General features: G+C 69.2%; 17 protein-coding genes. 9 read left to right on the forward strand and 8 right to left on the reverse strand.

The genetic code is table 11. The features are described from left to right. Positions 1 to 99 precede the first annotated feature (99 nt). Together OHS59_RS44030 and htpG are read left to right on the forward strand one after the other, a co-directional pair. The gene (locus OHS59_RS44030) at positions 100 to 624 is read left to right on the forward strand and encodes an SDR family NAD(P)-dependent oxidoreductase (RefSeq protein WP_328498954.1); all 525 of its coding nucleotides are present in this window, start codon (positions 100 to 102) and stop codon (positions 622 to 624) included. A gap of 810 nt (positions 625 to 1,434) precedes the next feature. Continuing rightward, the gene (htpG, locus tag OHS59_RS44035; RefSeq protein WP_328498955.1) at positions 1,435 to 3,348 is read left to right on the forward strand and encodes a molecular chaperone HtpG; all 1,914 of its coding nucleotides are present in this window, start codon (positions 1,435 to 1,437) and stop codon (positions 3,346 to 3,348) included. Between the two features lie 265 nt (positions 3,349 to 3,613). Here htpG and OHS59_RS44040 read toward each other — a convergent pair whose 3' ends face one another. Continuing rightward, on the reverse strand, positions 3,614 to 4,291 hold the full coding sequence (locus tag OHS59_RS44040; protein WP_328498956.1) for a class I SAM-dependent methyltransferase: 678 nt from the start codon (positions 4,289 to 4,291) through the stop codon (positions 3,614 to 3,616). A 484-nt stretch (positions 4,292 to 4,775) separates the two neighbouring features. Here OHS59_RS44040 and OHS59_RS44045 point away from each other — a divergent pair, with 484 nt between their 5' ends. Further along, positions 4,776 to 5,039 (forward strand): hypothetical protein, encoded by a 264-nt coding sequence (locus OHS59_RS44045; RefSeq protein ID WP_328498957.1) that lies wholly within the window; start codon positions 4,776 to 4,778, stop codon positions 5,037 to 5,039. Next, complete coding sequence (locus tag OHS59_RS44050; protein WP_328498958.1) at positions 5,036 to 5,797, forward strand: SDR family NAD(P)-dependent oxidoreductase; 762 nt, start codon at positions 5,036 to 5,038, stop codon at positions 5,795 to 5,797. The genes OHS59_RS44045 and OHS59_RS44050 overlap by 4 nt, the downstream gene beginning before the upstream one ends. Before the next feature lie 37 nt (positions 5,798 to 5,834). Here the strand turns inward: OHS59_RS44050 and OHS59_RS44055 are convergent, their stop codons facing one another. From OHS59_RS44055 to OHS59_RS44065, 3 genes are all read right to left on the reverse strand, one after another. Continuing rightward, entirely contained in the window at positions 5,835 to 6,833 is a 999-nt protein-coding gene (locus tag OHS59_RS44055) for an aldo/keto reductase (RefSeq protein WP_443061604.1), read from the reverse strand. Beyond that, positions 6,812 to 7,759, reverse strand: coding sequence for a MerR family transcriptional regulator (locus OHS59_RS44060; protein ID WP_328498960.1), 948 nt, complete (start codon positions 7,757 to 7,759; stop codon positions 6,812 to 6,814). The genes OHS59_RS44055 and OHS59_RS44060 overlap by 22 nt, the downstream gene beginning before the upstream one ends. A gap of 173 nt (positions 7,760 to 7,932) precedes the next feature. Then, positions 7,933 to 8,304, reverse strand: coding sequence for an ArsR/SmtB family transcription factor (locus OHS59_RS44065; RefSeq protein WP_107019784.1), 372 nt, complete (start codon positions 8,302 to 8,304; stop codon positions 7,933 to 7,935). A gap of 84 nt (positions 8,305 to 8,388) precedes the next feature. Between OHS59_RS44065 and OHS59_RS44070 the strand changes: the two genes are divergently transcribed. Then, complete coding sequence (locus OHS59_RS44070) at positions 8,389 to 9,156, forward strand: SDR family oxidoreductase (RefSeq protein WP_328498961.1); 768 nt, start codon at positions 8,389 to 8,391, stop codon at positions 9,154 to 9,156. 89 nt (positions 9,157 to 9,245) lie between these two features. Here the strand turns inward: OHS59_RS44070 and OHS59_RS44075 are convergent, their stop codons facing one another. After that, positions 9,246 to 10,709: an NAD(P)-binding domain-containing protein gene (locus OHS59_RS44075; RefSeq protein WP_328498962.1), complete on the reverse strand. Its 1,464-nt coding sequence runs from the start codon at positions 10,707 to 10,709 to the stop codon at positions 9,246 to 9,248. 45 nt (positions 10,710 to 10,754) lie between these two features. After that, on the reverse strand, positions 10,755 to 10,949 hold the full coding sequence (locus tag OHS59_RS44080) for a hypothetical protein (protein ID WP_210884812.1): 195 nt from the start codon (positions 10,947 to 10,949) through the stop codon (positions 10,755 to 10,757). A gap of 520 nt (positions 10,950 to 11,469) precedes the next feature. On the opposite strand from OHS59_RS44080, the gene OHS59_RS44085 reads away from it, so the two are divergent. The 4 genes from OHS59_RS44085 to aepY all read left to right on the forward strand — a co-directional run bounded on the left by OHS59_RS44085 (position 11,470) and on the right by aepY (position 21,537). Beyond that, complete coding sequence (locus OHS59_RS44085; RefSeq protein WP_328498963.1) at positions 11,470 to 18,579, forward strand: type I polyketide synthase; 7,110 nt, start codon at positions 11,470 to 11,472, stop codon at positions 18,577 to 18,579. Positions 18,580 to 18,608: 29 nt separating this feature from the next. Then, the gene (locus OHS59_RS44090) at positions 18,609 to 19,646 is read left to right on the forward strand and encodes a ketoacyl-ACP synthase III family protein (protein ID WP_328498964.1); all 1,038 of its coding nucleotides are present in this window, start codon (positions 18,609 to 18,611) and stop codon (positions 19,644 to 19,646) included. A gap of 83 nt (positions 19,647 to 19,729) precedes the next feature. Continuing rightward, complete coding sequence (locus OHS59_RS44095) at positions 19,730 to 20,434, forward strand: DedA family protein (protein WP_328498965.1); 705 nt, start codon at positions 19,730 to 19,732, stop codon at positions 20,432 to 20,434. Next, positions 20,431 to 21,537 carry a phosphonopyruvate decarboxylase gene (gene aepY / locus OHS59_RS44100; protein ID WP_328498966.1) on the forward strand — a complete coding sequence of 369 codons (1,107 nt, stop codon included), beginning with the start codon at positions 20,431 to 20,433 and terminating at the stop codon, positions 21,535 to 21,537. The genes OHS59_RS44095 and aepY overlap by 4 nt, the downstream gene beginning before the upstream one ends. 978 nt (positions 21,538 to 22,515) lie before the next feature. Here the strand turns inward: aepY and OHS59_RS44105 are convergent. Together OHS59_RS44105 and OHS59_RS44110 are read right to left on the reverse strand one after the other, a co-directional pair. Continuing rightward, the gene (locus OHS59_RS44105; RefSeq protein WP_328498967.1) at positions 22,516 to 22,911 is read right to left on the reverse strand and encodes an ArsR/SmtB family transcription factor; all 396 of its coding nucleotides are present in this window, start codon (positions 22,909 to 22,911) and stop codon (positions 22,516 to 22,518) included. A 114-nt stretch (positions 22,912 to 23,025) separates the two neighbouring features. Next, positions 23,026 to 24,588 (reverse strand): MFS transporter, encoded by a 1,563-nt coding sequence (locus tag OHS59_RS44110; RefSeq protein WP_328498968.1) that lies wholly within the window; start codon positions 24,586 to 24,588, stop codon positions 23,026 to 23,028. Between the last annotated feature and the right edge of the window lie 539 nt (positions 24,589 to 25,127).

Here is a 25,127-nt window from a genome sequence, read left to right on the forward strand (position 1 = left end):
ACCTCTCAGCGCGGCAGAATTGGACAGCCCCGACCAGCGGACGCGGCGCGCGGACGGCGCGCGCCGCCTGACGGTGATTCCACGCACCTTGCCGGAGCGGTGGGCCTGGTCACTGGAGCCTCAGCCGGCATCTGCGCCGCGACAGCCCGGGCGACGGCGCGCGGGTGTCCGAGTCGTCCGGCCGCTCACCGTGGAGTGAGGATCAAGGAGGCGGCCGCGGAACTCTCGGGCGCGATCGCGGTGCATTGCGCCGTCACAGGCCGCGATCAGGTTGCTCGAGCCGTCCGGCTCTGCCTCGGAGTACACGATCGGATCGACGTACTGGTCAACCACGCCGGCCGCCGCGTCCTCGCGCTGGACGGCCCCCGCACCGTCCGCCAGGAGCGCCGCCACCAACGCCTGGCCCGGACAGCTTTCCGCAGTTGCGGATGGGGTTCCCCTGCGCCGTCACGGTCACTGTCGCCGTGGCCTGCTGGAGCTCTCGGCCGTGTCCTTCATGGACTCGTCCGGCATGAACATCATCTGTGGCCGTGGGACGGGTCGACAACACCGCCGACATGTCATCCGTCAGATGACAAATATGTTGTCATCTACACGATGGCAGCCCGGGGGAGGAGCCTGTGACCGCGGCCGGCCGACCATCCGTGTCCAGCGAGAACGGGTACCAGTCCGGCGTCTTTCCTCTCCGCCGCAGCGGCCCTGCATGCCATGGACGACGCTCTACTCGGCGCCCAGCGGGAGTCTCGGGACACCGAGAATGCCCTCGGCCCGAGCCCGAGCCCGAGCCCGAGCAGGCGCTGGCCTTCCTGATGCTGCAGCGGCAGGTGCGCGAGCAACTCGCCGGGCGGGACACCGGCTTGAGTAAAACCGCCCGTGATGCGGACGCCGGCTGGCCCGACCTCGCGCGCCCCTTTGGCGTCGTCGGCCGTCAGGCTGTCGAACACCGTTGTGTACGGGGCCGTCCTGGCCTGGACAGCCCTGTCCTCGAACAGCCCGTGATGGTCACCCCCCGGACCCGAGCCGCCGAACGCTCCACCACCTGGGCCCGCTTCAACGTCGCCGACCTGCGCCGCCTCGCCGGACATCTCGCCGGGCGCACCCGACTGCGCCCGAAGCCCTCCCGGCCAGGACCGCCCTGCACGCCGCCCTGTACGCCACCGACGCTGCCGAGCTCATCGGCACCTCGCGGGCCTCCGCCCCTACCTCGATGACCGCCACACCGTCCCGATCCCGTCCCGGTCCCGCCCTGGTCACCCTCGACGACCTGCTCACGGCGCCAGTGACGGACGATGCCTGACCCCCATCACCGAGAGCCAGGGGCACGGACGCAGCAGGGCCGGTCTGTGAGCCACGCCACCGACGCGCTGTGATCCGTCCCGGCCCAGTCCCGTATTTTCATGAGGTTCCCGTTGATTCCCAAGGAGAGGTTCCCGCATGGACAGCAGTGTCGAGACACTGGAATTCCAGGCCGAGACACGCCAGTTGCTCCGACTGGTCATTCATTCGATCTACTCGAACAAGGACATCTTCCTGCGCGAGCTGATCTCGAACGCCTCGGACGCACTGGACAAGCTGAGGCTGGAATCGCTGACCGACTCCAGCCTCACCGAGGCCGGCCCCGCCGACCTGCACATCTCGCTGGAGGCCGACAAGGACGCCCGCACACTTACCGTCCGTGACAACGGGATCGGCATGAGCCGGGACGATCTCGTGGAGCTGATCGGCACGATCGCCAAGTCCGGCACCGCCGGCCTGATGGAGAAGATCAAGCAGTCCAAGGACGCAGCCACCGCCGAGAGCCTGATCGGGCAGTTCGGTGTCGGCTTCTACTCCGCCTTCATGGTCGCCGACAAGGTCACCCTGCTCACCCGGCGGGCAGGCGACGATACCGGCACCCGGTGGGAGTCCGACGGCGAGGGCGCCTACACGATCCAGAGCGTCGACGGCCTTCCCGTGGGCACCGCCGTCACTGTGCACCTCAAGCCCGCCGACAGCGAGGACGACCTGGCCGACTATCTGTCCGAGTCGAAGATCCGCCAGATCGTCAAGCGGTATTCGGACTTCATCCGCTGGCCGATCCGGATGGCCGGCGAGCGCACTGACACCGACGGATCCGCCGACCCCGGTGTCGACACCCTCAATTCGATGAAGGCCCTGTGGGCGCGACCGCGCGCCGAGGTCACCCAGGAGGAGTACAACGAGTTCTACAAGCAGATCAGCCAGGACTGGCTCGACCCTGCCGAAACCATCCACATGCGCGCCGAAGGAACATTCGAGTACGAGGCGCTCCTGTTCCTCCCCTCCCAAGCACCGTTCGACCTGTTCTCCCAGGAGACCAAGCGCGGGGTGCAGCTGTACGTCAAACGTGTCTTCATCATGGACGACTGTGAAGCGCTGATGCCGAACTACCTGCGCTTCGTCAAGGGCGTCGTGGACGCCCACGACCTGTCGTTGAACATCTCCCGCGAGATCCTGCAGCAGGACCGCCAGATCCGCGGCGTACGTCGACGCCTGGTCAAGAAAGTCCTCGGCGCGATCAAAACCATGCAGGCGAACGACGGCGAGCGCTACACGAAACTCTGGGCGCAGTTCGGACGGGTGCTGAAGGAAGGACTGATCGAGGACACGGACAACACCGAGGCGCTGCTGGAACTGGTGTCGGCCGCCTCCACGGACGATCCGCAGAAGACCACCACCCTGCGCGAATACGTCGAGCGCATGAAGGACGGCCAGGAGGCGATCTACTACCTGACGGGCGAAACCCGCGCGACGGTGGAGAACTCCCCCCACATGGAAGCTCTCGCCGCCAAGGGCTACGAGGTCCTGATCCTCACCGACCCCGTCGACGAGGTCTGGGCCGACCGGGTCCCGGCCTTCGACGGACACCCTCTCCAGTCCATCGCCAAGGGCCAGGTCGACCTCGACGAGCCGGCCGAAGGCGATCGGTCCGCCGAACAGGCTCAGCGCGAGCAGGACTACGCCGCCCTGCTGCGCTGGCTGACCACCACGCTGTCCGAGCACGTCAAGCAGGTGCGCCTGTCGTTGCGTCTGACCACCTCGGCGGCATGCATCGTCGGGGACGCCCACGACATGACCCCGACGCTGGAGAAGATGTACCGCGCGATGGGACAGCAGATGCCTACCGTCAAGCGGACCCTGGAACTCAACGCCGTACATCCGCTGATCACCGCTCTGCGCACGGCGCACGAGGCCAACGCCGACGATCCCGCTTTGGCGGAGATCGCTGAGGTCATCTACGGCAGCGCACTGCTCGCCGAAGGCGGCGACCTGCCCGACCCGGCCCGCTTCACCCGCCTGTTGAACGATCGACTGACCCACGCTCTGTAGCCCGAGGACACGGCCGGGCGCAGCTCGCCGCCCGCTGCCTGCCTGTCGGCCCAGCACCCCGGCGCGGGGTGCTGGGCCGCGCAACGCTGTTACGACCCTGCTTGGAAGTGTCCGCTGGTCGGGGCGCAGTCCTCAGCGCATCACACCCGATATTCCTTTTGGCAAAGGAGTGTTCTGGGCGGACGAGTGGGGGACGCTGTGCTGAACCGGCTGTCGCGACATCATGCAGACCGGCAGGGCCGGATCGTCCCCGCGTACGGGGCCGTCAGCGCAGTCGACGTGCCCGGAGCACCACGTCGTCGGTGTGGTGAGCGCCGGCGCCACCGTCAGGTGCCGTCCGTGGCCGCTGTTCGTCCACCTCCACCTTCCAGTCGTCGTCGAGCAGGGCGGCGACCATCGAGGGCCAGACGTAGTCGGCCGGGTCGAACTCGCTGTTGTCCGCCTGCGGGGTATCCATTCCCGCGTGATGCACGAGCAGCAGCACGCCGCCTGGGGCGACAGCCGCGAGCAGGGCTCGCTCGGCTGCGGCGTCGGGGGTGCGCAACAAGGCCGGGTACTGCGCGGAGACCAGGTCGAAGGAGGCCGACGGGAGTGCCGCTTCCGCCAGTGCGCCATGGACCCAGCGAACGGTGAGGCCCGCGTCCCGTGCATGCCCCGCTGCCCGCTCCAGCGCCACTCCCGAGACTTCGAGCGCGGTGACGTCCCAGCCGTGGCGTGCCAGCCAGACGGCGTCCGCGCCCTCGCCGCAACCTACGTCGAGCACACGTCCGGGCGCGAGTGAGGCCACCTCAGCCACGAGTGCGCCGTTGGGCCGGCCGCTCCACAGCTGCCGGCGGTCGGCGTACCGCTTGTCCCACTCCGCCCGTACCGCAGGATCTCCGGCGTATCCGTCGGAGGAGAAGGGAGTGTCGGACGCGGGCGATCGAGGGGTGTTGTCAGCCATGGCCCCACCGTTGTCCATCGCGTTCCGCTCACGCCACTGTTGTTGCCGTTCCGGCAAAGTGCTGTCCACGAGGCCGGCCTCAGGTCGGCCTTGTCTCTCCCTGGCCTGTCGGCCCGAGGCGGGGCGAAGAGGTGCTCGATCCCCTCCGGGGGGGGCTGCTGTTGGGGTACCTCCACCGCAGCCGTCGAGAATGCCGCGGCCGACGCGGACCGGGCGAAAGCGAGTTCCCGGCCGCTAGCCCTGCGACCGCATTCGTTCGCCGGGTTGACGAACTGTGACGTCAGGGGCCGGGCTCCTAGAGTGATGTGTCGCAGCTCAGCAATGGGAGGGGGAGGGCGTATGGCGGGGGTTGAGGGTTCCTGGGCCTGAGTTGGACTGGGACGCGCCGGAGTACCGGGGCGGCAAGCGAAACCCGGCCTTCCAGGCCAGCATGTGGGAGTGCACGGCGAGGTCCTTCTGCCTGGTTGACGGGCCATCACCGTCCTTGGACGTTCTGGCCGCGCGGCTGCGGTTCAGCATCGAACGCGGTGGGGAGGACCCGGGCCCGGTGGATGCGGCGATCTTCCGCATCCAGAAGATCGACTTCGCGCTCAGTCGACTGGAGGGTGGCTCCCGTCGGGATGTCTTCGTCTGGGTCAGTCGCGCGCAGGCTGATGTCGACGCGGCGCTCGGTGTCCTGCTCGATGCTCTCGGCATTGGCGAGGAGGCCCTCACATTCCGAGGCGACATCGAAACGGAGAATCTGTGACCACCACCGAACACGCCGGCCGGTTCCACGGCAGGACCGTCATCGTCACCGGGGCAGGATCCGGCATCGGACGAGCCACAGCCGCACGCATCGTCCGGGAGGGCGGCAAGGTCGTCGCCACCGACATCGATCCCACAGCCCTTGAGACCCTGACCTCAGATCTCAGCGGCACCGAACTCGTCACCGTCGCCGGAGACATCACCCACGACACGGTGATCGACCAAACGCTCGAAGCAGCCGACCGCCGGGTCGACGGTCTGGCAAACGTCGCCGGCATCATGGACGGCTTCCTGCCCCCGGCAGAGGTGGACGACGCGACCTGGGACCGCGTGATGAACGTCAACCTCACCGCCCCCATGCGCCTCACCCGCGCGGTACTCCCCGCCATGATCGCCGCCGGCCGCGGCGCGATCGTCAACGTCGCTTCCGAAGCGGCCTTCCGCGCCTCCGCCTCGGGCGCCGCCTACACCGCTTCGAAGCACGCCCTGGTCGGGTACACCAAGAGCGTTGCTTTCTACTACGGCCCTCAGGGCATCCGAGCGAACGCTGTGGCACCAGGCCCCGTCATCACCAACATCCAAGCCACAATGCAATCGGAGTTCGCCGCCGGCCGAGTAGGTCCAATCATGAAATCGACCCTTCCGACGCCCGTCCAGCCTGAGCAACTGGCCTCTGCCATCACGTGGCTCCTGAGCACCGAGTCCGCGAACATCAACGGCGCGATTCTGCCCAGCGACGGAGGATGGTCCACCGCCTGAGCAGCGCGACCGCCCAACCGATGACCAGCCGAGAGGGCTACTTCGCTCCCGACGCTCCAGAGAGTGGCCACAGCTGCACGAGGCACTCGCACGGCGGCCGGTCATCGACCTGGCCCGCGGCGTCGTTGTGACCGTCTAAGGTCCTGCACCGCGGACGACGCGTGGGAGCTCCTGGTGTACGTGTCACAGCACACCAACACCAAGCTGTACGACGTCGCCGAAGCCGACCTCGCATCCGTCCACGGCGATCCTCTGTCCACACCCCTACAGAACCATCGCCTTGGGCGAGGAGCCTCGCGATGGCGACCTGGGCGGGCGTGGCGCCGACGTGGGTGGCGATGGCCTGGACTTCGTCGGCGAGGGTGAGGTTGCGCTGGAAGTTCTCGCCGGTGAAGCGGGGGTTGCCGCGGCGGAAGTCGCCTTCTTCGAAGTCGTTCTCGTTGCGTACGGTGCCGGTGAGGAAACCGTGCCCGAGCGGGGAGAACGGCACCAGGCCGATGCCCAGTTCGCGCAGGACCGGCAGGACGCGGTCCTCGATGCCGCGGGTCCACAGCGAGTACTCGGACTGCACGGCGGTGACGGGGTGGACGGCGTGTGCGCGGCGGATGGTGTCGGGGCCGGCTTCGGAGAGTCCGAAGTGGCGGACCTTGCCCTCGGCGAACAGCTCGGCGACAGCGCCGGCGGTCTCCTCGATGGGGGTGTGCGGGTCGACGCGGTGCTGGTAGTACAGGTCGATGTCGTCGGTGCCCAGCCGCTTCAGGAATCCCTCGACCGAGGTGCGGATGTTGGCGGGGCTGGAATTCAGGTTCCAGATGCCGGCGCCGCCGTGGTCGGTCATGCCGAACTTGGTGGCCAGCACGACCTGGTCGCGGCGGCCCTTCAGGGCTTGTCCGACGAGGTCTTCGTTGATGTAGGGGCCGTAGATCTCGGCGCCGTCCTGATCTGCCGGAGCAACGCGCATGTGTTGGAGATGTGCTGGTAAATGATCTCGTGCGGCTGCATGCCCCGTACCCGTCAGGTGGAGGGTACGGGGCATCCCCGCGCGAAGCCGGCTGAGGCAGTAGCCGACCAGGGTGCGCAGCGTTCCTCCCCCGGCTCCTGACCTTCCGGAGGGGGGTAGGGAGGGTCAGGAGCCGGGGTCCGGGGCCCTGAACCGGCCCCCATTTCTGCGAGGGGCCGTCCCTGTCCGTGTCTTCCGGTACCGGCTGCGGGCCGGATGCGGCCGTAGGCGCCATCTACGCCTGCCGCAGGGCCACCTGATACGTCGACGAGCAGAACCGGCCCGGAGCGTTCTGCCGGGCAGCACTGCTGCTCGGCCGCGGCCAGTTCCGCGATCCGCGAGGTCCGCTCGACGGGCAACGTCAGCCGCAGCCCGTCCGGCACCGCGGCCCGCACGGCACCGTCGACCGCCTCGCGCCACTGCGCGGTCCGTTCGGCCAGGCCCTCGCCGGTCAGGGAACAGGCCACCGGCGCCGTGCGCCAAGCCTCGGACTCGGCAGCCTGACGACTGGGAGAGAGCGCTACATCCACCCGTGGACGGCTGCTGCCGGACGCCACGGGCGAGAGGAAGCCGCATTGCGGATCACAGGGGCTCGCGCGGTCGGGCAGTGCGTCCAAGCGTTTCAGGGCCGTGTGCAGTGAGGCGGTGAACGCGGCCAGCTCGGCGGCACGGGCCTCGGCGTCGGTCAGACGTGCACGGAGACGCGGTCGCAGATCGGCCTTCACCTCACTGCAGGTACCGGCCTCCCATACCGCGAGCAGCTCGACGATCTCCTCCAGCCGCAGCCCCAGGTGCTTGGCCGCACCGATGAACCCCAGCCGCTCGACCGCCGCCTCGCCGTACACCCGGTAGCCGGCCGGAGTCCGATCTGCAGACAGCGGACCGGCGCCCTCGTAGTAGCGAAGCGTCGTCGCTGGTACACCGGAGCGCTCGGCCAGCTGCGAGATGCGGTAGGTCGCCATACGGCCGACGGTAAACCTTCGACCCGACTGGAAGGGCCAGTCGCCCAGCGCCTGCTGTCGAGCTTGTGCACAGTCGCGACGGATGACGCGCCGGATCGTCGGCGAAAGGGTCTGCGAGGCGCGGCACCCGTCGCCGAGGCTGCAGGTACTGCCGGGGTGGCGGGTGAGGAGAGTCAGGCCACCTGGGCGGACGCAGGCGTCGGCGTCAGCAGATGCCCCATGGCGGCCAGCACCGACGGCTCGACCCGGTAGTAGACCCACGTTCCGCGCCGCTCGGAGGTCAGCAGGCCTGCCTCCTTGAGCTTCTTCAGGTGGTGGGAGACGGTCGGCTGTGAAACGCCGACGTCGGCGATGTCGCAGACGCAGGCCTCACTGTCCGGGTGCGAAGCCACCTTCGAGAACAGGCGCAGCCGCACCGGGTCGCCCAGGGCTTTGAACATGGCGGCGGTGAGTTCGGCCTCTTCCGCCGTGAGTTCCCTCTCGGTCAGGGCTGGGCAGCACCGCTCGGCCGGGAGCGCGGCCACCTTCTCCTGAAGCTTCGACATGCGTCTATGTTGACACTCGTTCAACAGGATGCCAAGATCACCTGTTTAGATAACCGTCAAATCAAGGGCGTGGGGGACCGTTTGATGGCAGAGCCCACTCAGTCGCGTACGGCTGTGATCACCGGAGCAAGCAGCGGCATCGGCGCGGCCACCGCGCGGGAACTGGCCCGCCAGGGCTACACCGTGGTGCTCACGGCACGCAGAGCGGACCGGCTGGAAGCCGTTGCCAAGCAGGTGCACTCCGACGGCGGGACGGCGAAGGTCCATCCGCTCGACGTGACCGACCGCGAGGCCGTGACCGCGTTCGCCGGACAGCTCGAATCCTGTGACGTGCTGGTCAACATCGCGGGCGGCGCGTACGGGACCGAGGAGATCGCCCAGGCCGATCCGGCCGACTGGCAGCGCATGTACGACGTGAACGTCGTGGGCGCGCTCCACATGACCCAGTCGCTGCTGCCCCTGCTGGTCGCCAGCGGCGACGGCGTGGTCGTCGTACTGACCTCCACCGCCTCCTTCACCAATTACGAGGGCGGCGGCGGTTACAGCGCCGCCAAGCACGGAGCCCACGTGCTGGCGGAGACACTGCGCCTGGAGGCGTGCGGTCAGCCGTTGCGGGTCATCGAGATCGCACCCGGCATGGTGCACACCGAGGAGTTCTCCCTCAACCGCTACCGCGGCAGCAGCGAGAAGGCCGATGCAGTCTATGCGGGGGTGCCCTTCCCGCTGGTCGCCGGGGACGTCGCCGATGTGGTGGCCTTTGCGGTGACCCGGCCCTCGCACGTCAACATCGACCTGCTGGTGGTGCGCCCGCGGGCGCAGGCGGCCCAGCACAAGGTGCACCGCGTCTCCTGACGGGTCGCGTCTCCTGGCGAACGGCCACGGGGCCGTCTGTTCCTTCGCGCTTCTTCGCGTGAGGGAGCAGACGGCCCCGTGGCGTGCTGTCAGCAGCCGGTGGCGCCGGGCGCGTCGAACTGGTCGGCGGCGTAGGCCGCCAGCTGGAGTGCCGCGGTGTGGTCGATGCCGAGTTCGGTGGCCGCGGACAGGACCGCGTCCGCCGCGGTGGCCGAGGTGCCCAGGTACTTGGCGGTGACGTGCAGGAGCTGCTCGTGCTCTTCCTTACTCAGGCCCAGCCGCAGGGCGATCGCCTCGCCGCCGGCCGTCACCGAGCACACCCCGGTCTCCGGCAGCTGCAGTTCCACCGACTGGGCGGACTCCAGGTCTCCCGCCAGCGCCGCGGCGATGGAACGCACCTGCTCGTAGCCGGTGAGCATGAGGAAGGTGGGGGCGCGGCCGTAGCTCTTCATGCCGACGATGTAGTAGCCCGGCTCGGGGTGGGCCAGTTCGCGGTAGCCGTGCGGGGTGACGGTGCCGCAGGAGTGCTGGTTGGGGTCGATCAGCGGGGCCAGCGCACGGGGCGCGGACATGATCGGGTCCAGTTCCAGGCGCAGTTCGTCGCTGATGCCGTAGTCCGGGCGGAAACCGGTGGCCGCCACGATCCGGTCGGCCGTGATGCTCTGTTCGCCGCCCTGGGTGGAGACCAGCTCGACCTGGTTGTCGCCCGCGCGGCGGATGCTGTGGGTTCGGAAGTTCGCCGCCAGGGTGACGCGGCCGGTGTCCACCAGCATCTTCAGTCCCGAACCGAGCGCGCCGCGCGCGGGCAGCTCGTCGTCGCTGCCGCCGCCGAACGAGGCGGACGGATCGGCGCTGCGGATGGCCCAGGTGATGGAGGTACCCGGCGCCGCGTCCGCCAACTCGGCCAGAGCCAGCAGGGTGTTGGCCGCCGAGTGCCCGGCGCCGACGACGACGGTGTGGTGCCCGGCGTGCTGATCGCGGTCCGCGCCGAACACGTCGGGCAGTCCGTGGGTGATCCAGGCAGCCGCGTCCTGCTCGCCGTGGGCGGGCAGTCCGTTGGCGCCGACGGCGTTGGGCTGGCGCCAGGTGCCGGAGGCGTCGATGACCGTACGGGCCAGCAGTTCCTCGCCGTCGGCGAGGCGGACGACGAAGGGAGCCTGCTCGCGGCCGGCGGTGCGCAGCCGGTCGGTGCCCAGCCGGCTCAGAGCCGTGACGGTCGAGCCGTAGTGGATGTGCGGGGCCAGGGCGGGCAGTTCGGCCAGTGGCTGCAGGTACTGCTTGACCAGGTCTCCGCCGGTAGGCAGCTCCGAGGCGTCCGGCTCCTGCCAGCCGGCCTCGGCCAGCAGGCGCCGGGCGGCCGGGTCGGTGTTGTATTCCCAGGGGCTGAACAGCTGGACGTGGGACCAGGACCGTACTGCTGCCGCCGCGGTGTCTCCGGCTTCCAGCACTACGAAGGGGACGTTGCGTTCGGCCAGGTGCGCGGCGGCGGCCAGGCCGATCGGGCCCGCTCCGATCACGGCGACGGGGAACTGGTCGAGGCTGTGGTCAACCACGGTGTCGTGTCCTTTCAGACGCGGGGACTAAGGCGGTCGGCGGCATCACGCGGCGCCGGAGGGTGCGGGAGACGGTGTGGTGCCGTCCGCGCCGGAAGCGGTCTGCTCGGCGCGGAGTGCTGCGGCCTGTTCGGCTCGCCGACGCAGATCGGCGATGCCCGCACAGCAGGCGCCGCCGGTCTCGGCCCCGGCGTTCTGACCGGTCTGGCCCGGGCCCGAGCTGGTGGTCTGTTCGCTCAACGAGATCGACTCCTGTCGAGGGTCTGTGCGTGGCGTTGGCGGCGGCCCGTTCGCCGCTGTCGCGGCCGGTTGATCACCGATGCCTATATAGACAAATGACGAATCAAGACTCCAGGATCTTTCCTGATTCGACGGATGTCAACCTGAACCCAGAGATCTACGGCGTGTGACGAGCGTCACCGAGTCGCGCGTTGCGAAGTATGCTTTCACAAGCCAATCTCGATACATGTCGAAACAACGGGGGCGTTCGGCAACGGGCAACTGCCCTGTGCCGCAACAACGTTGGAAGACCGGCGGCTTCGCCGACAAGCCGCCACGGCTCATCGACCGCACGACGCACTCGCCATGCGCCGTGCCACCGTCCTCGTAGACGGAGCCGACTCTCCCACCACCTTCGAACACCATTCGCGTGCACGCCCGCCACCGAGCCGGCACTGCCGTCCGCTCGCCGCGTGCACGCAATGGGTCCCACACGTGCTGCGTTCCAGTGAACGGCTTCGCCATGCCCGGAAGGACACCCATGCCGCACGACCCCACACCTGCCGCAGACCCTGTCTGCGAACCGATCGCCATCATCGGCATGGCCGGCCGGTTCGCCGACGCCACCAGCCCTCAGGAACTGTGGAAGATGCTCCTGGAGGGCCGCGACGCCATCACCGAAATACCCTCCGAGCGCTACGACATCGACGCGGTCTACGACCCCGCTCCCCGTACGCCCGGGCGCACGGTCAGCCGGTGGGGCGGCCTGCTGCGCGACATCGACGCCTTCGACGCGGAGTTCTTCGGAGTCTCTCCCCGCGAGGCCGACCGCATGGATCCCCAGCAGCGGCTGCTGCTGGAAACCGCCTACGAGGCACTCGAAGACGCCGGACAGTCCGCCGCCCGCCTCGCCGGCTCCGACGCGGGCGTCTTCGTCGGTCAACTCGGCGGCGACTACTGGCACTTGCAGTACGACCGGCGTGACCAGCTCGACCTGTACGCGATGACCGGCGCCGCCTCCCGCGCCATCACCTCCGGACGCCTGTCCTACGCCTTCGACCTGCGCGGGCCCAGCTTCACCGTCGACACCGCCTGCTCCTCCGCACTGGTCGCCGTACACAACGCGGTACAGGCCCTGCGGCTGGGCGAATGCCACCTGGCTATCGCAGGCGGCGTGAACATCGTCCTGCTGCCCGAAGAAGGCGTCGTCTACTCAGGCGCGGGGATGCTCGCCAGTGACGGACGCTGCAAGTTCGGCGACGCCTCCGGTGACGGATTCGTCCGCAGCGACGGCATCGGTGCCGTCATCCTCAAGCCGCTGAAGGCCGCCCTCGCCGACGGCGACCGCATCCGCGCCGTCATCCGCGGCTCCGCCATCGGCAACGACGGGCAGAGCTCCGGCTACCTTGTCACCCCCGCCGTCGAAGGCCAGCGCGATGTTCTTGTACGCGCCTACACCAACGCCGGCATCGACCCTGCCGATGTCGACTACATCGAGGCCCACGGCACCGGCACCAGCGTCGGCGACCCCGTAGAGCTGCAGGCCCTCGCCGACGTGATCGGCCCCCGCGCCAGCGACGAGCGCTGCCTGGTCGGCTCCATCAAGACCAACATCGGTCACGCCGAGGCCGCCGCAGGCATCGCCGGACTCATCAAGGCAGTCCTGTGCCTGGAGAACGGCACCGTGCCGCCCAACCTGCATCTGAACAACCCCAACCCGGCCGTGGCCTGGGACGAACTGCCGCTGCAGATCCCGACGCAGGCCACCGCGCTGCCCGACCGAGGCCGCCCGTACGTCGCCGCGGTCAGCAGCTTCGGCTTCTCCGGAACCAACGCCCACCTGGTCCTCGAAGCAGCCCCCGCACCCCAGGCCGAAGCCCCGCAGGACCAGGAACCGGCTCGCACCGAGCTGCTGACCCTGTCCGCACTGAGCCCCGAGGCACTCGTCGACGCCGCGCGCCGCATGGCGGACCACCTGACCGGCGACGGAGCCGCCCAGAGCCTGCGCGACATCAGCCACTCCGCAGCACTGCGCCGCACCCTGCACGACGCGCGCCTGGCCGTCCCCGTCGACAACCACAGCGAAGCAGCCGACGCCCTGCGCGCCTTCGCCGACGGGCAGGACGAACCCGGCCTGTCCTACAGCGACTACACCGACCCCACCAGCCCGCCCAGGATCGCGTTCGTCTTCCCCGGGCAGGGCTCGCAGTGGGTCGGCATGGGACGCCAACTCCTCAACACCGAGCCCGTGTTCCACGACGTCATGCGGGAGTGCGACGCCGCCATCCGCACCGAGACCGGCTGGTCGGTCATCGACCTCCTGCGCTTCGGCGACGAGGACCGCTTCAAGGAACTCGACGTCATCCAGCCCACCCTGTGGGCCATGGAGATCGCCCTCGCCCAGCTGTGGCGTTCCTGGGGCGTCGAGCCCGACGTGGTCATCGGCCACAGCATGGGCGAGTCCGCCGCGGCCTACATCGCCGGATCCCTCAGCCTCACCGATGCCGCCGCCGTCATCTGCCGCCGCAGCCGCCTCGCCAAGAGGCTCTCCGGGCGCGGCACCATGGCCTGGGTCGGACTGCCCGCCGAGGAAGCCGCCCGCGCGCTGGCCGGGTACGAGGACAAGGTCGCCGTCGCGGCGATCAACAGTCCCACCTCCACCCTGCTGTCCGGTGACGGAGACGCACTCGCCAAGGTGCTGGCCGACCTCGACACCCGTGAGGTCGCCAACCGCCGGGTCAACGTGGACTTCGCCTCCCACTGCCCGCAGATGGACGCCCTGCGCGACGACCTCCTGGCCGAACTGGCACACCTGAACCCCGGACCGGGCACCATCCCGCTGCACTCCACCCTGCTCAACGAAGTCATCGACGGGTCGGCCATGAACGCCGACTACTGGGTACGCAACATCCGCCAGCCCGTCGACTTCGTCGGCGCCATCCGCGGGCAACTCGCCCTCGGCGACACCGTATTCATCGAAGTCAGTCCGCACCCCCTGCTGGTCAACGGCATCCGAGAGACCGGACGCGCGGACGGCCAGGAAGTGACGGCCGTCGGCAGCCTGCGCCGCCAGGACGACGAACGCGGGTGCCTGCTCACCTTCGCCGCCTCCCTGCACACCGCGGGCGTGCCGCTCGACTTCGAAGCTCTGATCGGCCCCGGCTCGTACGTGGCTCTGCCGACCTACCCGTGGCAGCGCACCCGGCACTGGCTCGACCCCGCCCCCAAGGCTGCCGAACCGTCCGCTCCTACCCTGGCTGACGCGGCGACTCCGCGCCCTTCGACCGCTGCCGCCGCATCGCATCCGCTGCTGGGCACGGAGCTCGCAGGCGAGGGCACCACCCGGATCTGGCAGGGTCCCCTGGACCTGACGCGCAACGCCTATCTGCGGGACCACCGCATCCAGGACACGATCATCCTGCCCGGCACCGCCCACCTCGAACTCGTCGGCACAGCCTCGCGCATCGTGCTCGGCGACGGCGCGCTGTCACTGGCCGACGTGCACTACCACCGTGCCCTGTTCCTGGAAGAGTCCGCACCGCCGCCCCAGGTACGGGTCGTCGCCACCCCCGCCGCCGACGGCAGCCTGCACTGCTCCATCCACAGCCGGGACACCGACACCGACAGCGTCGACTGGACGCTGCACACGGAGGCCACCGCCCGCCCCCTCACCGCGCAGGCCGCGGCCGGAGCCGAACCCCTGGACGCCATCCGCGGCCGGTGCGGCGAGCACCAGGACGCTGCCGACTTCTACCCCTGGAACGCCGAACGCGGCAACCAGTGGAACGGCGCCTTCCAGGGTGTGGCCGAACTGTGGCGTACCGACGGGGAAGTCCTCGCCCACCTGATCTGCCCCGCCGAGCTGCGCGAGGGCCTGGAGCAGCACCACTTCCACCCCGCCCTTCTCGACGCCAGCGGTCACTCCATGGCCGCCGCCCGGCCGCTGACCGCCCCCGGCGAGGAAGGCGTCTTCGTCCTCGGGGGCATCGACGAAGTCCGCTTCTTCGGCCGGCCGACCGCCTCCATGCACAGCCACGCCCGCCTGCTGCCCGCCCCTCGCGAAGACTCTTTCAGCGCCGATATCGACATCCGCGACGACGACGGCCGGCTGCTGGCCCAGATGCGCGGCCTGCGCCTGCAATACCTGGCCGGCCACGTCCCCGCACCGCTGACACCGCACCACGAGGACACCACAGTGACCGCCACCGAAGCCGTCCCGCCCGTACCCGCCTCCGGCGGACAGGAGTCCTGGCTGCACACCCTCGCCTGGGAAGCCGCCCCGCATCAGGGTTCGGCCATCGCCCGGCAGCCGGACGGCTTCTGGCTGGTGCTGACCGACAGCGGCCCCACCGGCCGTGCCCTCATCCGTGAACTGACCTGGCGCGGCGAGCGCGTCATCGCCATCACCGCAGCGGCCGGCCGTATGGCCGGAGCGGGCGAGCGCTACCGCCTCGACCCCGCCAACCCCGACCACTACGTCGACACCCTGGCCGACATCGCCCGTGAGGGCACCTGCCGCGGCGTCATCCATCTGTGGGCGCTCGACGCGCAGGTCGGCCTCGACGCCACCGCCACTGAGATCGGCCGCACCCAACTCCTCACCGGCCACAGCGTCCTGCACCTGATGAGGGCCCTGGACAAGCACTCCCTCGGCCACCCGCCGCTCTGGCTGATCACCCAGCTCGCCCAGTCCACCAGCCCCGCCGACACGGTCCGCAACCCCTTCCAGGCACCCCTGTGGGGCCTGGGCCGCACCCTCGCCGCCGAGACCCCGGCTCTCAGCCCCCGCCTGGTCGACCTCGACCGGTCCCCTGACAGCATCCCCGCCCTGGCCGACCTGCTGCAGAATCCCGACACGGAAGACCAGACGGCACTGCGCGACGGCCAGCGTCTCGCCGCCCGCCTGCGCCCGGCCCCCGCCGCCGACGACGGACCGCGGAACCTGTCACTGCCCACCCCCGGCGTCCTGGACGACCTTGGTCTTCAGCCCGCCGCGCACCAGCCCCTCGGACCCGACGACGTCCGCATCCAGGTCGCCCACGCCGGAGTCAACTACCGCGACGTCCTGCTGACCCTGGGCATGTACCCCGGACAGGACGACCAGCCGCCGACCCTCGGCTGGGAGTGCGCGGGCACCGTCACCGAGACCGGCAGCCGCGTCACCGACGTCGCCGTCGGCGACGAGGTCATCGCCTTCGCCGACGGCTCCCTGGCCAGCGAAGTCGTCACGCGTGCCTGCCTGACCGCTCCCAAGCCGGCCCGCCTCACCTCAGCGCAGGCCGCGACGCTGCCCGCCTCCTACCTGACCGCCTACCACGCGCTGCACGACCTCGCCCGTATCGACCGCGGCGACAAGATCCTCATCCACTCCGCCACCGGCGGCACCGGCCTGGCCGCCCTGAACGTCGCCCGCTGGAAGGGCGCCCGCATCTACGCCACCGCCGGAAGCGACGCCAAGCGCCAACTCCTCGCCAAGCTCGGCGTCGACCGCGTCGCCGACTCCCGCAGCCTGGACTTCGCCGACACCTTCCGCCCAGCCGCCGGCGAGAACGGCTTCGACGTCATCCTCAACACCCTGGCGGGCGAGGCCATCCCGACCAACCTCTCCCTGATGGCGCCCTACGGGCACTACCTCGAACTGAGCAAGCGCGACATCCTCGACGACAACCCGCTGCCGCTGGGCGCGTTCGCCCGCAACCTGTCCTTCCACGCCGTCGACGTCGTCCACATGATCCAGAACGCGCCGGAGCGTGCCGGACGCATCCTGCGCGCCGCAGCCGCCCTGGTCGAACGCGGCGACCTGCAGCCCCTGCCGCACACGGAATTCCCCGCCGACCAGGCCGCTGACGCGTTCCGGCTCATGGCCCAGTCCCGCCACACCGGCAAGATCGTCCTGTCGTTCAGCCACCACACCGCCGCCAACGCGCCGTCGGCAGCCCGTACACCGGCCGTCGCCATCCACGGCGAAGGCACCTACCTGGTGACCGGGGGAGCAGGCGGTATCGGCGGCCGGCTCGCCCTGTGGCTCGCCGACCAGGGCGCCCGCCACCTCCTGCTCACCGGCCGCAGCCCCCTGCCCGCCAGCGGAACCCCGCTGCCCCCCGACCACCCGCACGCTGCTGCGCTCGCCGTCCTCGACGAACTCGCCGAGCGCGGCGTCAGCGTGCAGTACGAGGCCGCCGACGTCGCCGACCACCACGCCATGCAGGGGTTGCTGACCGGCCGCCACCGCCAGGGCCTGCCGCCCGTCCGCGGCGTCTTCCACGCGGCAGGCGTCATCGACTACGCGCCGCTCAGCGACATGACCCCCGCCGACCTCGACACGGTCCTGGCGGCCAAGGTCTCCGGAGCCTGGAACCTGCACCGCCTCCTGCAAGACAAGGAAGTCGACGCGTTCGTACTCTTCTCCTCCGGCTCAGCGATCCTCAGCTCGCCCATGCTCGGCGGCTACGCGGCCGGCAACGCCTTCCTCGACGCCCTGGCTCACCACCGCAACGCACACGGCCGACCGGCCACCGTCATCAACTGGGGCTTCTGGGACAGCGTGGGCATGGTGGCCCGCAAGGAACAGCAGGAAGACCGCACCCTCCTGCCCCAGGGCATGTCCTCCTTCAGCCCCGACGACGGCTTCGCCGTCCTGGGCGGCATCCTCGCCGAAGGGCGCCTGCACACCGCCGTCCTGCGCGCCGACTGGCCCGCCTGGGCACGCGCCTACCCGACGGCGGCCACCGCGCCGCTGCTGCAGCACCTCACCGCCACGAGCCGCCCGGCCGCGTCCGGCCCGGCCGACCCGGCACCGGTCATCGCAGCCCCGGCCCCGGCGGTGCCCGCACCCGTCGCGGTAGAGACACCCGCCCCGAGCAAGCCCGCGTCGAAGCCCACACCCGCCGCGACGCCGAAGAAGGCCCGCATCCCCGCCCCCCGGTCGGCCGACGCCGCGCAGACACCCGAAGCCGTCGCGTCGAGCACGGAACTGCTGGAGTCGGTCAAGCGGGAAGTGGCCGTGGTGATGGGTCTGAAGCCCGAGCGACTCAACGTCAGCCGACCGTTGAACCGGCTCGGTATGGATTCGCTGATGGCGGTGGAGCTGCGCAACCGCATCCAGCGCGAATATCAGGTGAAGCTGCCGATGGTGCAGCTGTTGAAGGACGGCACGATCACCACGGTCGTCCAGGCCCTGGCCGCCGAACTCAACTCCGCCAACCCCTCGGCCTCCCAGCCCGAGACAGCGCCTGCCCCGGCAACCCCCGCAGCGGCGGCCCCGGCAGCTCCCCGTGTGCCCGCACCGGCAGCCGTATCCCCGGTCCCGGTCCAGCCCGAGAAGACCGCCGCTCCGCAGCCGAAGCCGGAACTGCAGGCGCAGCCGGTCGAGGACGACGCGGCACCGGTCAACGGCACCGACGACACGGTGCTGGCCTTCGTAAAGGAAGCGGTGGCGGTCGTGATGGGGCTGCGAGCGGAGCGACTCAACGTCAGCCGGCCGTTGAACCGGCTCGGTATGGATTCGCTGATGGCGGTGGAGCTGCGCAACCGCATCGAGCGGGAGTACCAGGTGAAGCTGCCGATGGTGCAGCTCTTGAAGGACGGCACGATCACCACGGTCGTCCAGGCGCTGACCGCCGAACTCAACTCAGCCAACGCCTCGGCCTGACCGAGCGACAGACGAGGATCGAGCCACCCGTGAAGACCACAGACATCCGCATAGCCGGTCTCGGCACCTACATCCCCGAGATCGTCGACGCCCGAAAGGCCGTCGCACTCGGCCTGTACGACGCCGACGACTACGAGTGGTACGGCTGGACCGGCGCGGCCGTCGCCGACGACATGCCCGCACCCGACATGGCCGTCGCCGCAGCCCGCCAGGCCATGGAACGCTCCCAGACCCACCCGCACGACATCGACATGCACATCCACGCCTGCGGGCACGAGCAGGGCCCCGAGGGCTGGTCACCGCAGCACTACATCCTGCGCCACATCACCGACCGCGACGTGCCGTCCTTCCGCGTCTGGCAGGCCTGCAGCGGCCTGATCGGCTCGCTGGAACTGGCCGCCTGCTACCTCCAGGCCGTCCCCGAGCGCAGCACCGCCCTGCTCACCGGCGCCGACAACGTCGGCACCCCGAACTTCAACCGGTGGGCCTTCGGCATCCAGAACGGCGTACTGGGCGACGCCGGCAGCGCCGTCCTTCTGTCCAAGGCCGACGGCTTCGCCAGCCTGCTGTCCATCAACACCGGCTCCACCGCCGAGGTCGAGGAGCAGTACCGGGGCGCCGAGCCGCTCTTCCCCCCGTCGTTGACGGTGGGACGCAGCATGGACTTCAAGGAACGTCTGGCCGCCGCCGGCGGACTGGAGGAGACCGTCGCAGAGGTCGTACGCCGCCAGGGCGAACTGCGGACCGAGATAGCCCTGCGCACCCTGGCCGAAGCCGGCCTCGAACCGGCGGACGTCGCCCGCGTCGCCCACGTCTTCACCGGTCAGGAGAGCTACCTCAAGGTCATCCTCGATCCGATGGGCCTCTCGACCGACCTGGGACTGCTCGAATTCGGCCGCAACCTCGGCCACCTGACGGTCAACGACCAGATCGTCGGCCTCGACCATCTCGTCGCCACCAGCCAGGTCGGGCCGGGCGACCACGTCCTCATCGTCGCCCACGGCGGCGGAGTCTCCATCACCTGCGCCGTCGTACGCATCGACCACCGACCCCACTGGGCCCAGTAGCCCGCGCTTCCGGGAGCCGGCCCCCATACGGGCCGGCTCCCGGATCTTCCATTTCCCGCCTCACCACCCAGGGACCTCCGGCCATGCTGAACCTCGCTGCCTCACCCTTACTCGATGCCGAACAACTCATCTCCACCTTCGGCCTGCTGGGCATCATGGCCACCGTCTTCGCGGAGTCGGGCCTGATCGTCTGCTTCTTCCTGCCCGGCGACTCGCTGCTGTTCACCGCAGGCCTGCTGGTCGCCAACGACCAGATCCTTCACCAGCCCCTATGGGTGGTCATGCTCGCCATCGCCGTCGCCGCCGTCCTGGGCGACCAGTTCGGCTATGCCTTCGGCCGCAAGATAGGCCCCGCACTGTTCAGGCGGCCCAACTCCCGCTTCTTCAAGCAGGAGAACGCCGAACGCGCGCAGGAATTCATGCTCAAGCACGGCCCCAAAGCTCTGGTGATGGCCCGCTTCATCCCGGTGTTCCGCACCTTCATCCCCATCACCGCAGGCGTCGGCCGCATGACCTACCGGACGTTCTTCCTGTTCAACGTCATCGGTGCCGTCCTGTGGTCCGTCAGCCTCACCCTGGTCGGCTACTACCTCGGCCAGATCGCCTTCGTCCGCGACAACATCGAAGGCATGGTCATCGGCATCGTCCTGATCTCCGGTATCCCGATCATCATCGAGGGCATCAAGATGAGGCGCCGCAGCCGCCAGGCAGCGTCCACCGACGAACCGGCGGCCACACCCCAGACCGCCGCGACACCCGCCACGGAAACGGAGCTGCCCCGCCCATGATCTCCGCTGAAGACTTCTGCGACATCCTCGCCGACCGAGGCTTCACCACCGCCAGCGGTGTGCCCTGCTCCCACTTCGGCGGCCCCATCGCCCACCTCAGCACCCAGCCCGGCCGCTACGTCCCCGCCCCCAACGAGGGCAACGCCCTGGCGGTCGCGGCAGGAGCCGCCCTGGGCGGGCAGCGCGCTTACGTCATGCTGCAGAACTCCGGACTGGGCAACCTCATCAACCCGCTCACCTCACTGGTGATGACCTACCGACTGCCCATCCTCACCTTCGCCAGCCTGCGCGGCTGGCCCGACCCGGCCGGCGACGAGCCGCAGCACGCCGTGATGGGCCCGTCGACGCACGGCATCCTCGACAGCGTCGGCAGCCCGCACTACACGCTGCACGCCGCGGACGGCATCGAGCGGTTCACCGAGATCCTCGATGCCGCGGACAAGGACCTGGCCGACCGGCGGGCTCCGTTCGTCCTCGTCGAGCGCGGAGCCATCGGCAAGGCAGCTGCCCAGGAGACCGAGACGCCCACGGGCCTGGCCAGCAGCACCGCGATCCGCGTGGTGACCGACACCTGCCCCGACGCATCCGTCATCGCCACCACCGGCTTCACCGGCCGCGATGTCTTCGCCGTCGCCGACCGCCCCGGAAACTTCTACATGCAGGGCTCCATGGGCCACGCCTCGTCGCTCGGCCTGGGCGTCGCGCTGGCCCACCCCGAACGCACCGTCGTCGTCCTGGACGGCGACGGCGCCGCGCTGATGCACCTCGGCGCCCTGTCGATGATCGGACACGAGGCACCCGCCAACCTGATCCACGTGATCCTCGACAACCAGATCCACGAGTCCACCGGCGGCCAGTCGACCACCTCGGGCAGCACCTCGTTCCCGGCCGCGGCACTGGCAGCCGGCTACCGCACCGCGGAGGGCTGCGACAACGAAGACGCCCTGCGCAACGCGGTCCTGAGCGCCAAGGCCGCCTCCGGACCGCACCTGATCAGCGTGCGAACCCTGCCGCGCACGGGCGCGATCCCACCGCGGGCAACCAATGCCCTCACCCCGGAAGCCATCCGCGACCGCTTCCAGCAGGACCTGCAGGGCAGCTGATCGCTGCATCGAGCAGACAGGTTTTTGAGCCCCCGTCAGTGTGGTGACGGGGGCTCATAAACGTTCGAAGTCGGACTTTGACGCCTACACGGGGACCGTCACAGAGTAGGAAACCAGCAGGTTGGGGACGCTCGTTGAAGCGTCCCCTATCTGCGCTCGAAATCTTGGAGTAGACGCAAGTGCTGCCTTCCGATGTATGGCACTGGGTGAACGATCCGAAATTCCCTAGCTTCAGTCTGGTGTTTGCGCGGTCGAAATCCACAGAAAGCGTACTGGGGGCGTATGGGGCGGACGTAGAATCCGCTACGGTCATGACGTGCAGGGAATCATTGGCTCAGTTTCCCAGGCGAGAAGTGGAAGTGCTCCTCAGGGTAGGAGTCTTGGGCGACTGGACATTCTGCTACGAGGACAGGAAGCTGCTGGGAATTACAAAAGACGTACGAATTTCACTTTCCCGAGAAAGTGAAACCATTGGCCTGTTCAAGGGTGGTGACGGGATGAGGTCTTTCGAGCGCATGCAGGACTGCCGAAGGCTCTAACTTTTCGAACCACACCGTCCTTCAGAATTCCACGGTGAAGGTCCCTTCGTTTTTGCAGACCTGGTTCGCGGAAAGCTGTCCGGGGCAGGCCCAGACACATTGGGGATGTCGGCGCCTACGCTGGTGCTAGCTGAGCGGCTGGGTCTGATTCTTGACAGGGACGTCCTTGAAGGTCCCCTGCTGACCGCCCCGCTTCGGGAGACTGGACCGCCCCGTAGGCGACCGCGTTTTGCGTGACACACACCGGCCGACCAGTGCTCTACAAGCCTCCTCGCGGGCCCGCACCAAGTTGGAGCTGAGCATCAAATGCGAGGAAGGCGTCGGCCGGTAGTGGGCGACGGCCGTCGTCGGGCTCGCGCTTGACCGCGAACGCGGCCGCCCAAAAAGGGTCCTGCCTCCACCCGAAGGGCGGAGGCAGGACCCGGCGTGCAGGGGAAGGTCAGCCCTCTGAAGCGGCGGCCGGGGCTGAAGGCTCCAAACATGCCGCCACCGTCTCAGGATCCAGAGCCGCCAAGCTCGCGAACATACGCAGCGGCTCCGCCAGCGCCGAGCAGCACATCACGTACTGGTTGCTGCGCCCCTGCGGGATCGCCTCCACCAGCTCCTGCTCGCGCAGTGGCGCCAGGTGATGGCTGACCAGCGTCTGGCTCAGCCCGGTGGCCTCCTGCAACTCCTTCACCGTGCGCGGGCGTTGCGCGATCAGCAGAATCAGCGTCAACCGCGTCTCGTCCGCCAGAGCGCGCAGTTTCGGAGCCAGCAACTGTGCACGCTCACGCTCGCTGAGCCACTGCCCGGGATCGCTGACCGCGACCCTCAGCTTTGATGGCCGGGCCATCACCACCTCCTTGTCACCCCCGCGCCCGTCGCTCGGGCCGGCACCGGCGGCGCGGGTGCTGTTGGAGGCGGGGCGAACTGCGTGTTCGATCCTACGCATGGTGGCCGTGCCCGACTACGAGCCGGTCCGGGCGTCGGCCTCGGGCTCCGCGGGCACGTCCGCGACCGGAGCCCCGTCCTCTTCCACTGTCTGCCCGCGGGGCAGGATGAACGCGGAGGCGATCGCTCCGACGGCTGCGACCGCGACAGCGACCGTCAACGTGCCGGTGAAGCCGTGCACAAAGGACTCCTGAGCGGCGGACAGCACCCGCTCGCCGGCCGCCCCGCCGATCTCTTGCGCGACCGCGGAGGCACCGGCGAGAGATTCGCGTACGGCGTCGCCCGCCTCTCCCGGCACCTGCGCGGCCTTGGGGAGGTCGTCGCGGTAGAGGGTGGCGATGATGCTGCCGCTGACCGCGATGCCCAGGGCGCCGCCGACCTGCATGCCCACGTCGGCGACAGCGGATCCCGCGCCCGCCTGGCGGGCCGCGGAGACGGCCAGGATGGCGTCCACGGCGGCGGGGAGGGCGATACCCATGCCGAGGCCGAACACGGCAAGACCCCACAGGGCCTGTGCTTCGTCGTCGATCTGCAGTCCGGCGAGAACGCCGAGCCCGACCGCGCACAGCGCCAGGCCGATCACCACGGTGTTCCTGAGGCCTGTGCGTTCGACGAGCTTGGCGGAGAGCGGAGCGCCGATCATCATGGTGCCGATCGCCAGCATCCGCAGACCGGCGCCGAGCGGGTCCAGTTCAAGGACCGACTGCAGGTACTGGGTGAGCAGGTACAGGCCGCTGTAGAGGCCGAAGGACGTGCAGGCGATGGCCAAGGCGCCGCCGCCGTAGCGGGCGTTGAGGAACAGGCCGATGTCGAGCATGGGGTGCTCGGTGCGCTTCTCCCACAGGACGAAACCGACCATGAGTGCGACGCCGGCGAGGAGCGAGCCGAGGGTCACGATGTCGCCCCACCCGTTGTGGGGGGCTTCCACCAGGCCGTACACGATGGCGACGAGCCCGGCGACCGAGAGCAGCGCGCCGACGAGGTCCAGGCCGGGGTGGCCGTCGGCCTTGGACTCGGGGATCAGTTTGAAGCCGCCGATGAGCGCGATGGCCGCCAGCGGCACGTTGATGAGGAACATCGAGCCCCACCAGAAGTGCTCCAGCAGCAGGCCGCTGACGACCGGGCCGAGCGGTACGCCGACCGCGGCGGCGCCCGACCAGATGCCGATGGCCTTGCCCTGTTCCTCCGGCGGGAAGACGTCCTTGATGATGGCCAGGGTGGCGGGCATCATCAAGGCTGCCGAGATGCCCATCGTGGCGCGGAAAGTGATGAGCAGTTCGGGGCTGGAGGCGAACGCGGCACCGAGGCTGGTCACTGCGAAGGCGGCCAGTCCGATGGCGAGCAGCTTCTTGCGGCCGAAGCGGTCCGACAGTCCTCCCGCCATCAGCAGCAGTCCGCCGAAGGCCAGTGCGTAGGAGTCGACGGTCCACTGCAACTGGCTGCTGCTGGCGTCCAGGTCCTTCTGGATGCTGGGCAGGGCCAGATTCAGGATCAGGGTGTCAAGCCCGATCAGAACCAGACTCAGACACAGGATGGCCAGAATCTGCCATCGGCGGGGATGTCCGGCAGGGCGGTTCACAAAGATCTCCTCAAGGACGCAATCAGGCTGGGGGACGCCAACAGCGGCGGGCCCGGGGCGTGTTCGTGCGCGGGGCCGCTTGTGATGGGGTGCCGGAGGCCGGTCTCCACGGGGGATGAGGGCCGACCTCCGGCGGTCCACAGACTAACCAGCATCGAGTGGTATCAACAGTGAATGCTGTTGATAACGGCTTGCTTTGGACTCTCGTTTCAGCCATCTACCCGAGATCTCCACTCTGCGCCCGCATGTGGCTCGAAGTGGCATTGACCTGCGGAGACTTGAAGGAGGTCGGTCATGTCCGCGATGGCAACTCTTCGCGTCTGCGTGGCGCGCCGCTGGCTGTGCGGGGGCTTCGGTGTGTGCTGTTACCGGCGATTGCTCCCTGATGGCCTGCGGAAACGTGCCTCGGACTGGTGGTTCGTGAGCGGTGTTGAGCGGGGTTGGCGGAAAAAGACCGTCGGCTGAAAACCGGGTCTCGAATACTTTGACCGCCATCGATACATTGAGCGAGAAGCAGCACGGGGGCCTGTACGAGCGGG

The sequence above is a fragment of the Streptomyces sp. NBC_00414 genome, from assembly GCF_036038375.1.
Classification (GTDB): Bacteria; Actinomycetota; Actinomycetes; order Streptomycetales; family Streptomycetaceae; genus Streptomyces.

Excerpts from the sequence above, each read along its gene's own strand:
- htpG (WP_328498955.1), top strand. The coding sequence starts at position 1,435 with ATGGACAGCAGTGTCGAGACACTGGAATTCCAGGCCGAGACACGCCAG.
- OHS59_RS44040 (WP_328498956.1), bottom strand. The coding sequence starts at position 4,291 with ATGGCTGACAACACCCCTCGATCGCCCGCGTCCGACACTCCCTTCTCC.
- OHS59_RS44055 (WP_443061604.1), bottom strand. The coding sequence starts at position 6,833 with ATGCCCCGTACCCTCCACCTGACGGGTACGGGGCATGCAGCCGCACGA.
- OHS59_RS44060 (WP_328498960.1), bottom strand. The coding sequence starts at position 7,759 with ATGGCGACCTACCGCATCTCGCAGCTGGCCGAGCGCTCCGGTGTACCA.
- OHS59_RS44065 (WP_107019784.1), bottom strand. The coding sequence starts at position 8,304 with ATGTCGAAGCTTCAGGAGAAGGTGGCCGCGCTCCCGGCCGAGCGGTGC.
- OHS59_RS44070 (WP_328498961.1), top strand. The coding sequence starts at position 8,389 with ATGGCAGAGCCCACTCAGTCGCGTACGGCTGTGATCACCGGAGCAAGC.
- OHS59_RS44085 (WP_328498963.1), top strand. The coding sequence starts at position 11,470 with ATGCCGCACGACCCCACACCTGCCGCAGACCCTGTCTGCGAACCGATC.
- OHS59_RS44095 (WP_328498965.1), top strand. The coding sequence starts at position 19,730 with ATGCTGAACCTCGCTGCCTCACCCTTACTCGATGCCGAACAACTCATC.
- aepY (WP_328498966.1), top strand. The coding sequence starts at position 20,431 with ATGATCTCCGCTGAAGACTTCTGCGACATCCTCGCCGACCGAGGCTTC.
- OHS59_RS44105 (WP_328498967.1), bottom strand. The coding sequence starts at position 22,911 with ATGGCCCGGCCATCAAAGCTGAGGGTCGCGGTCAGCGATCCCGGGCAG.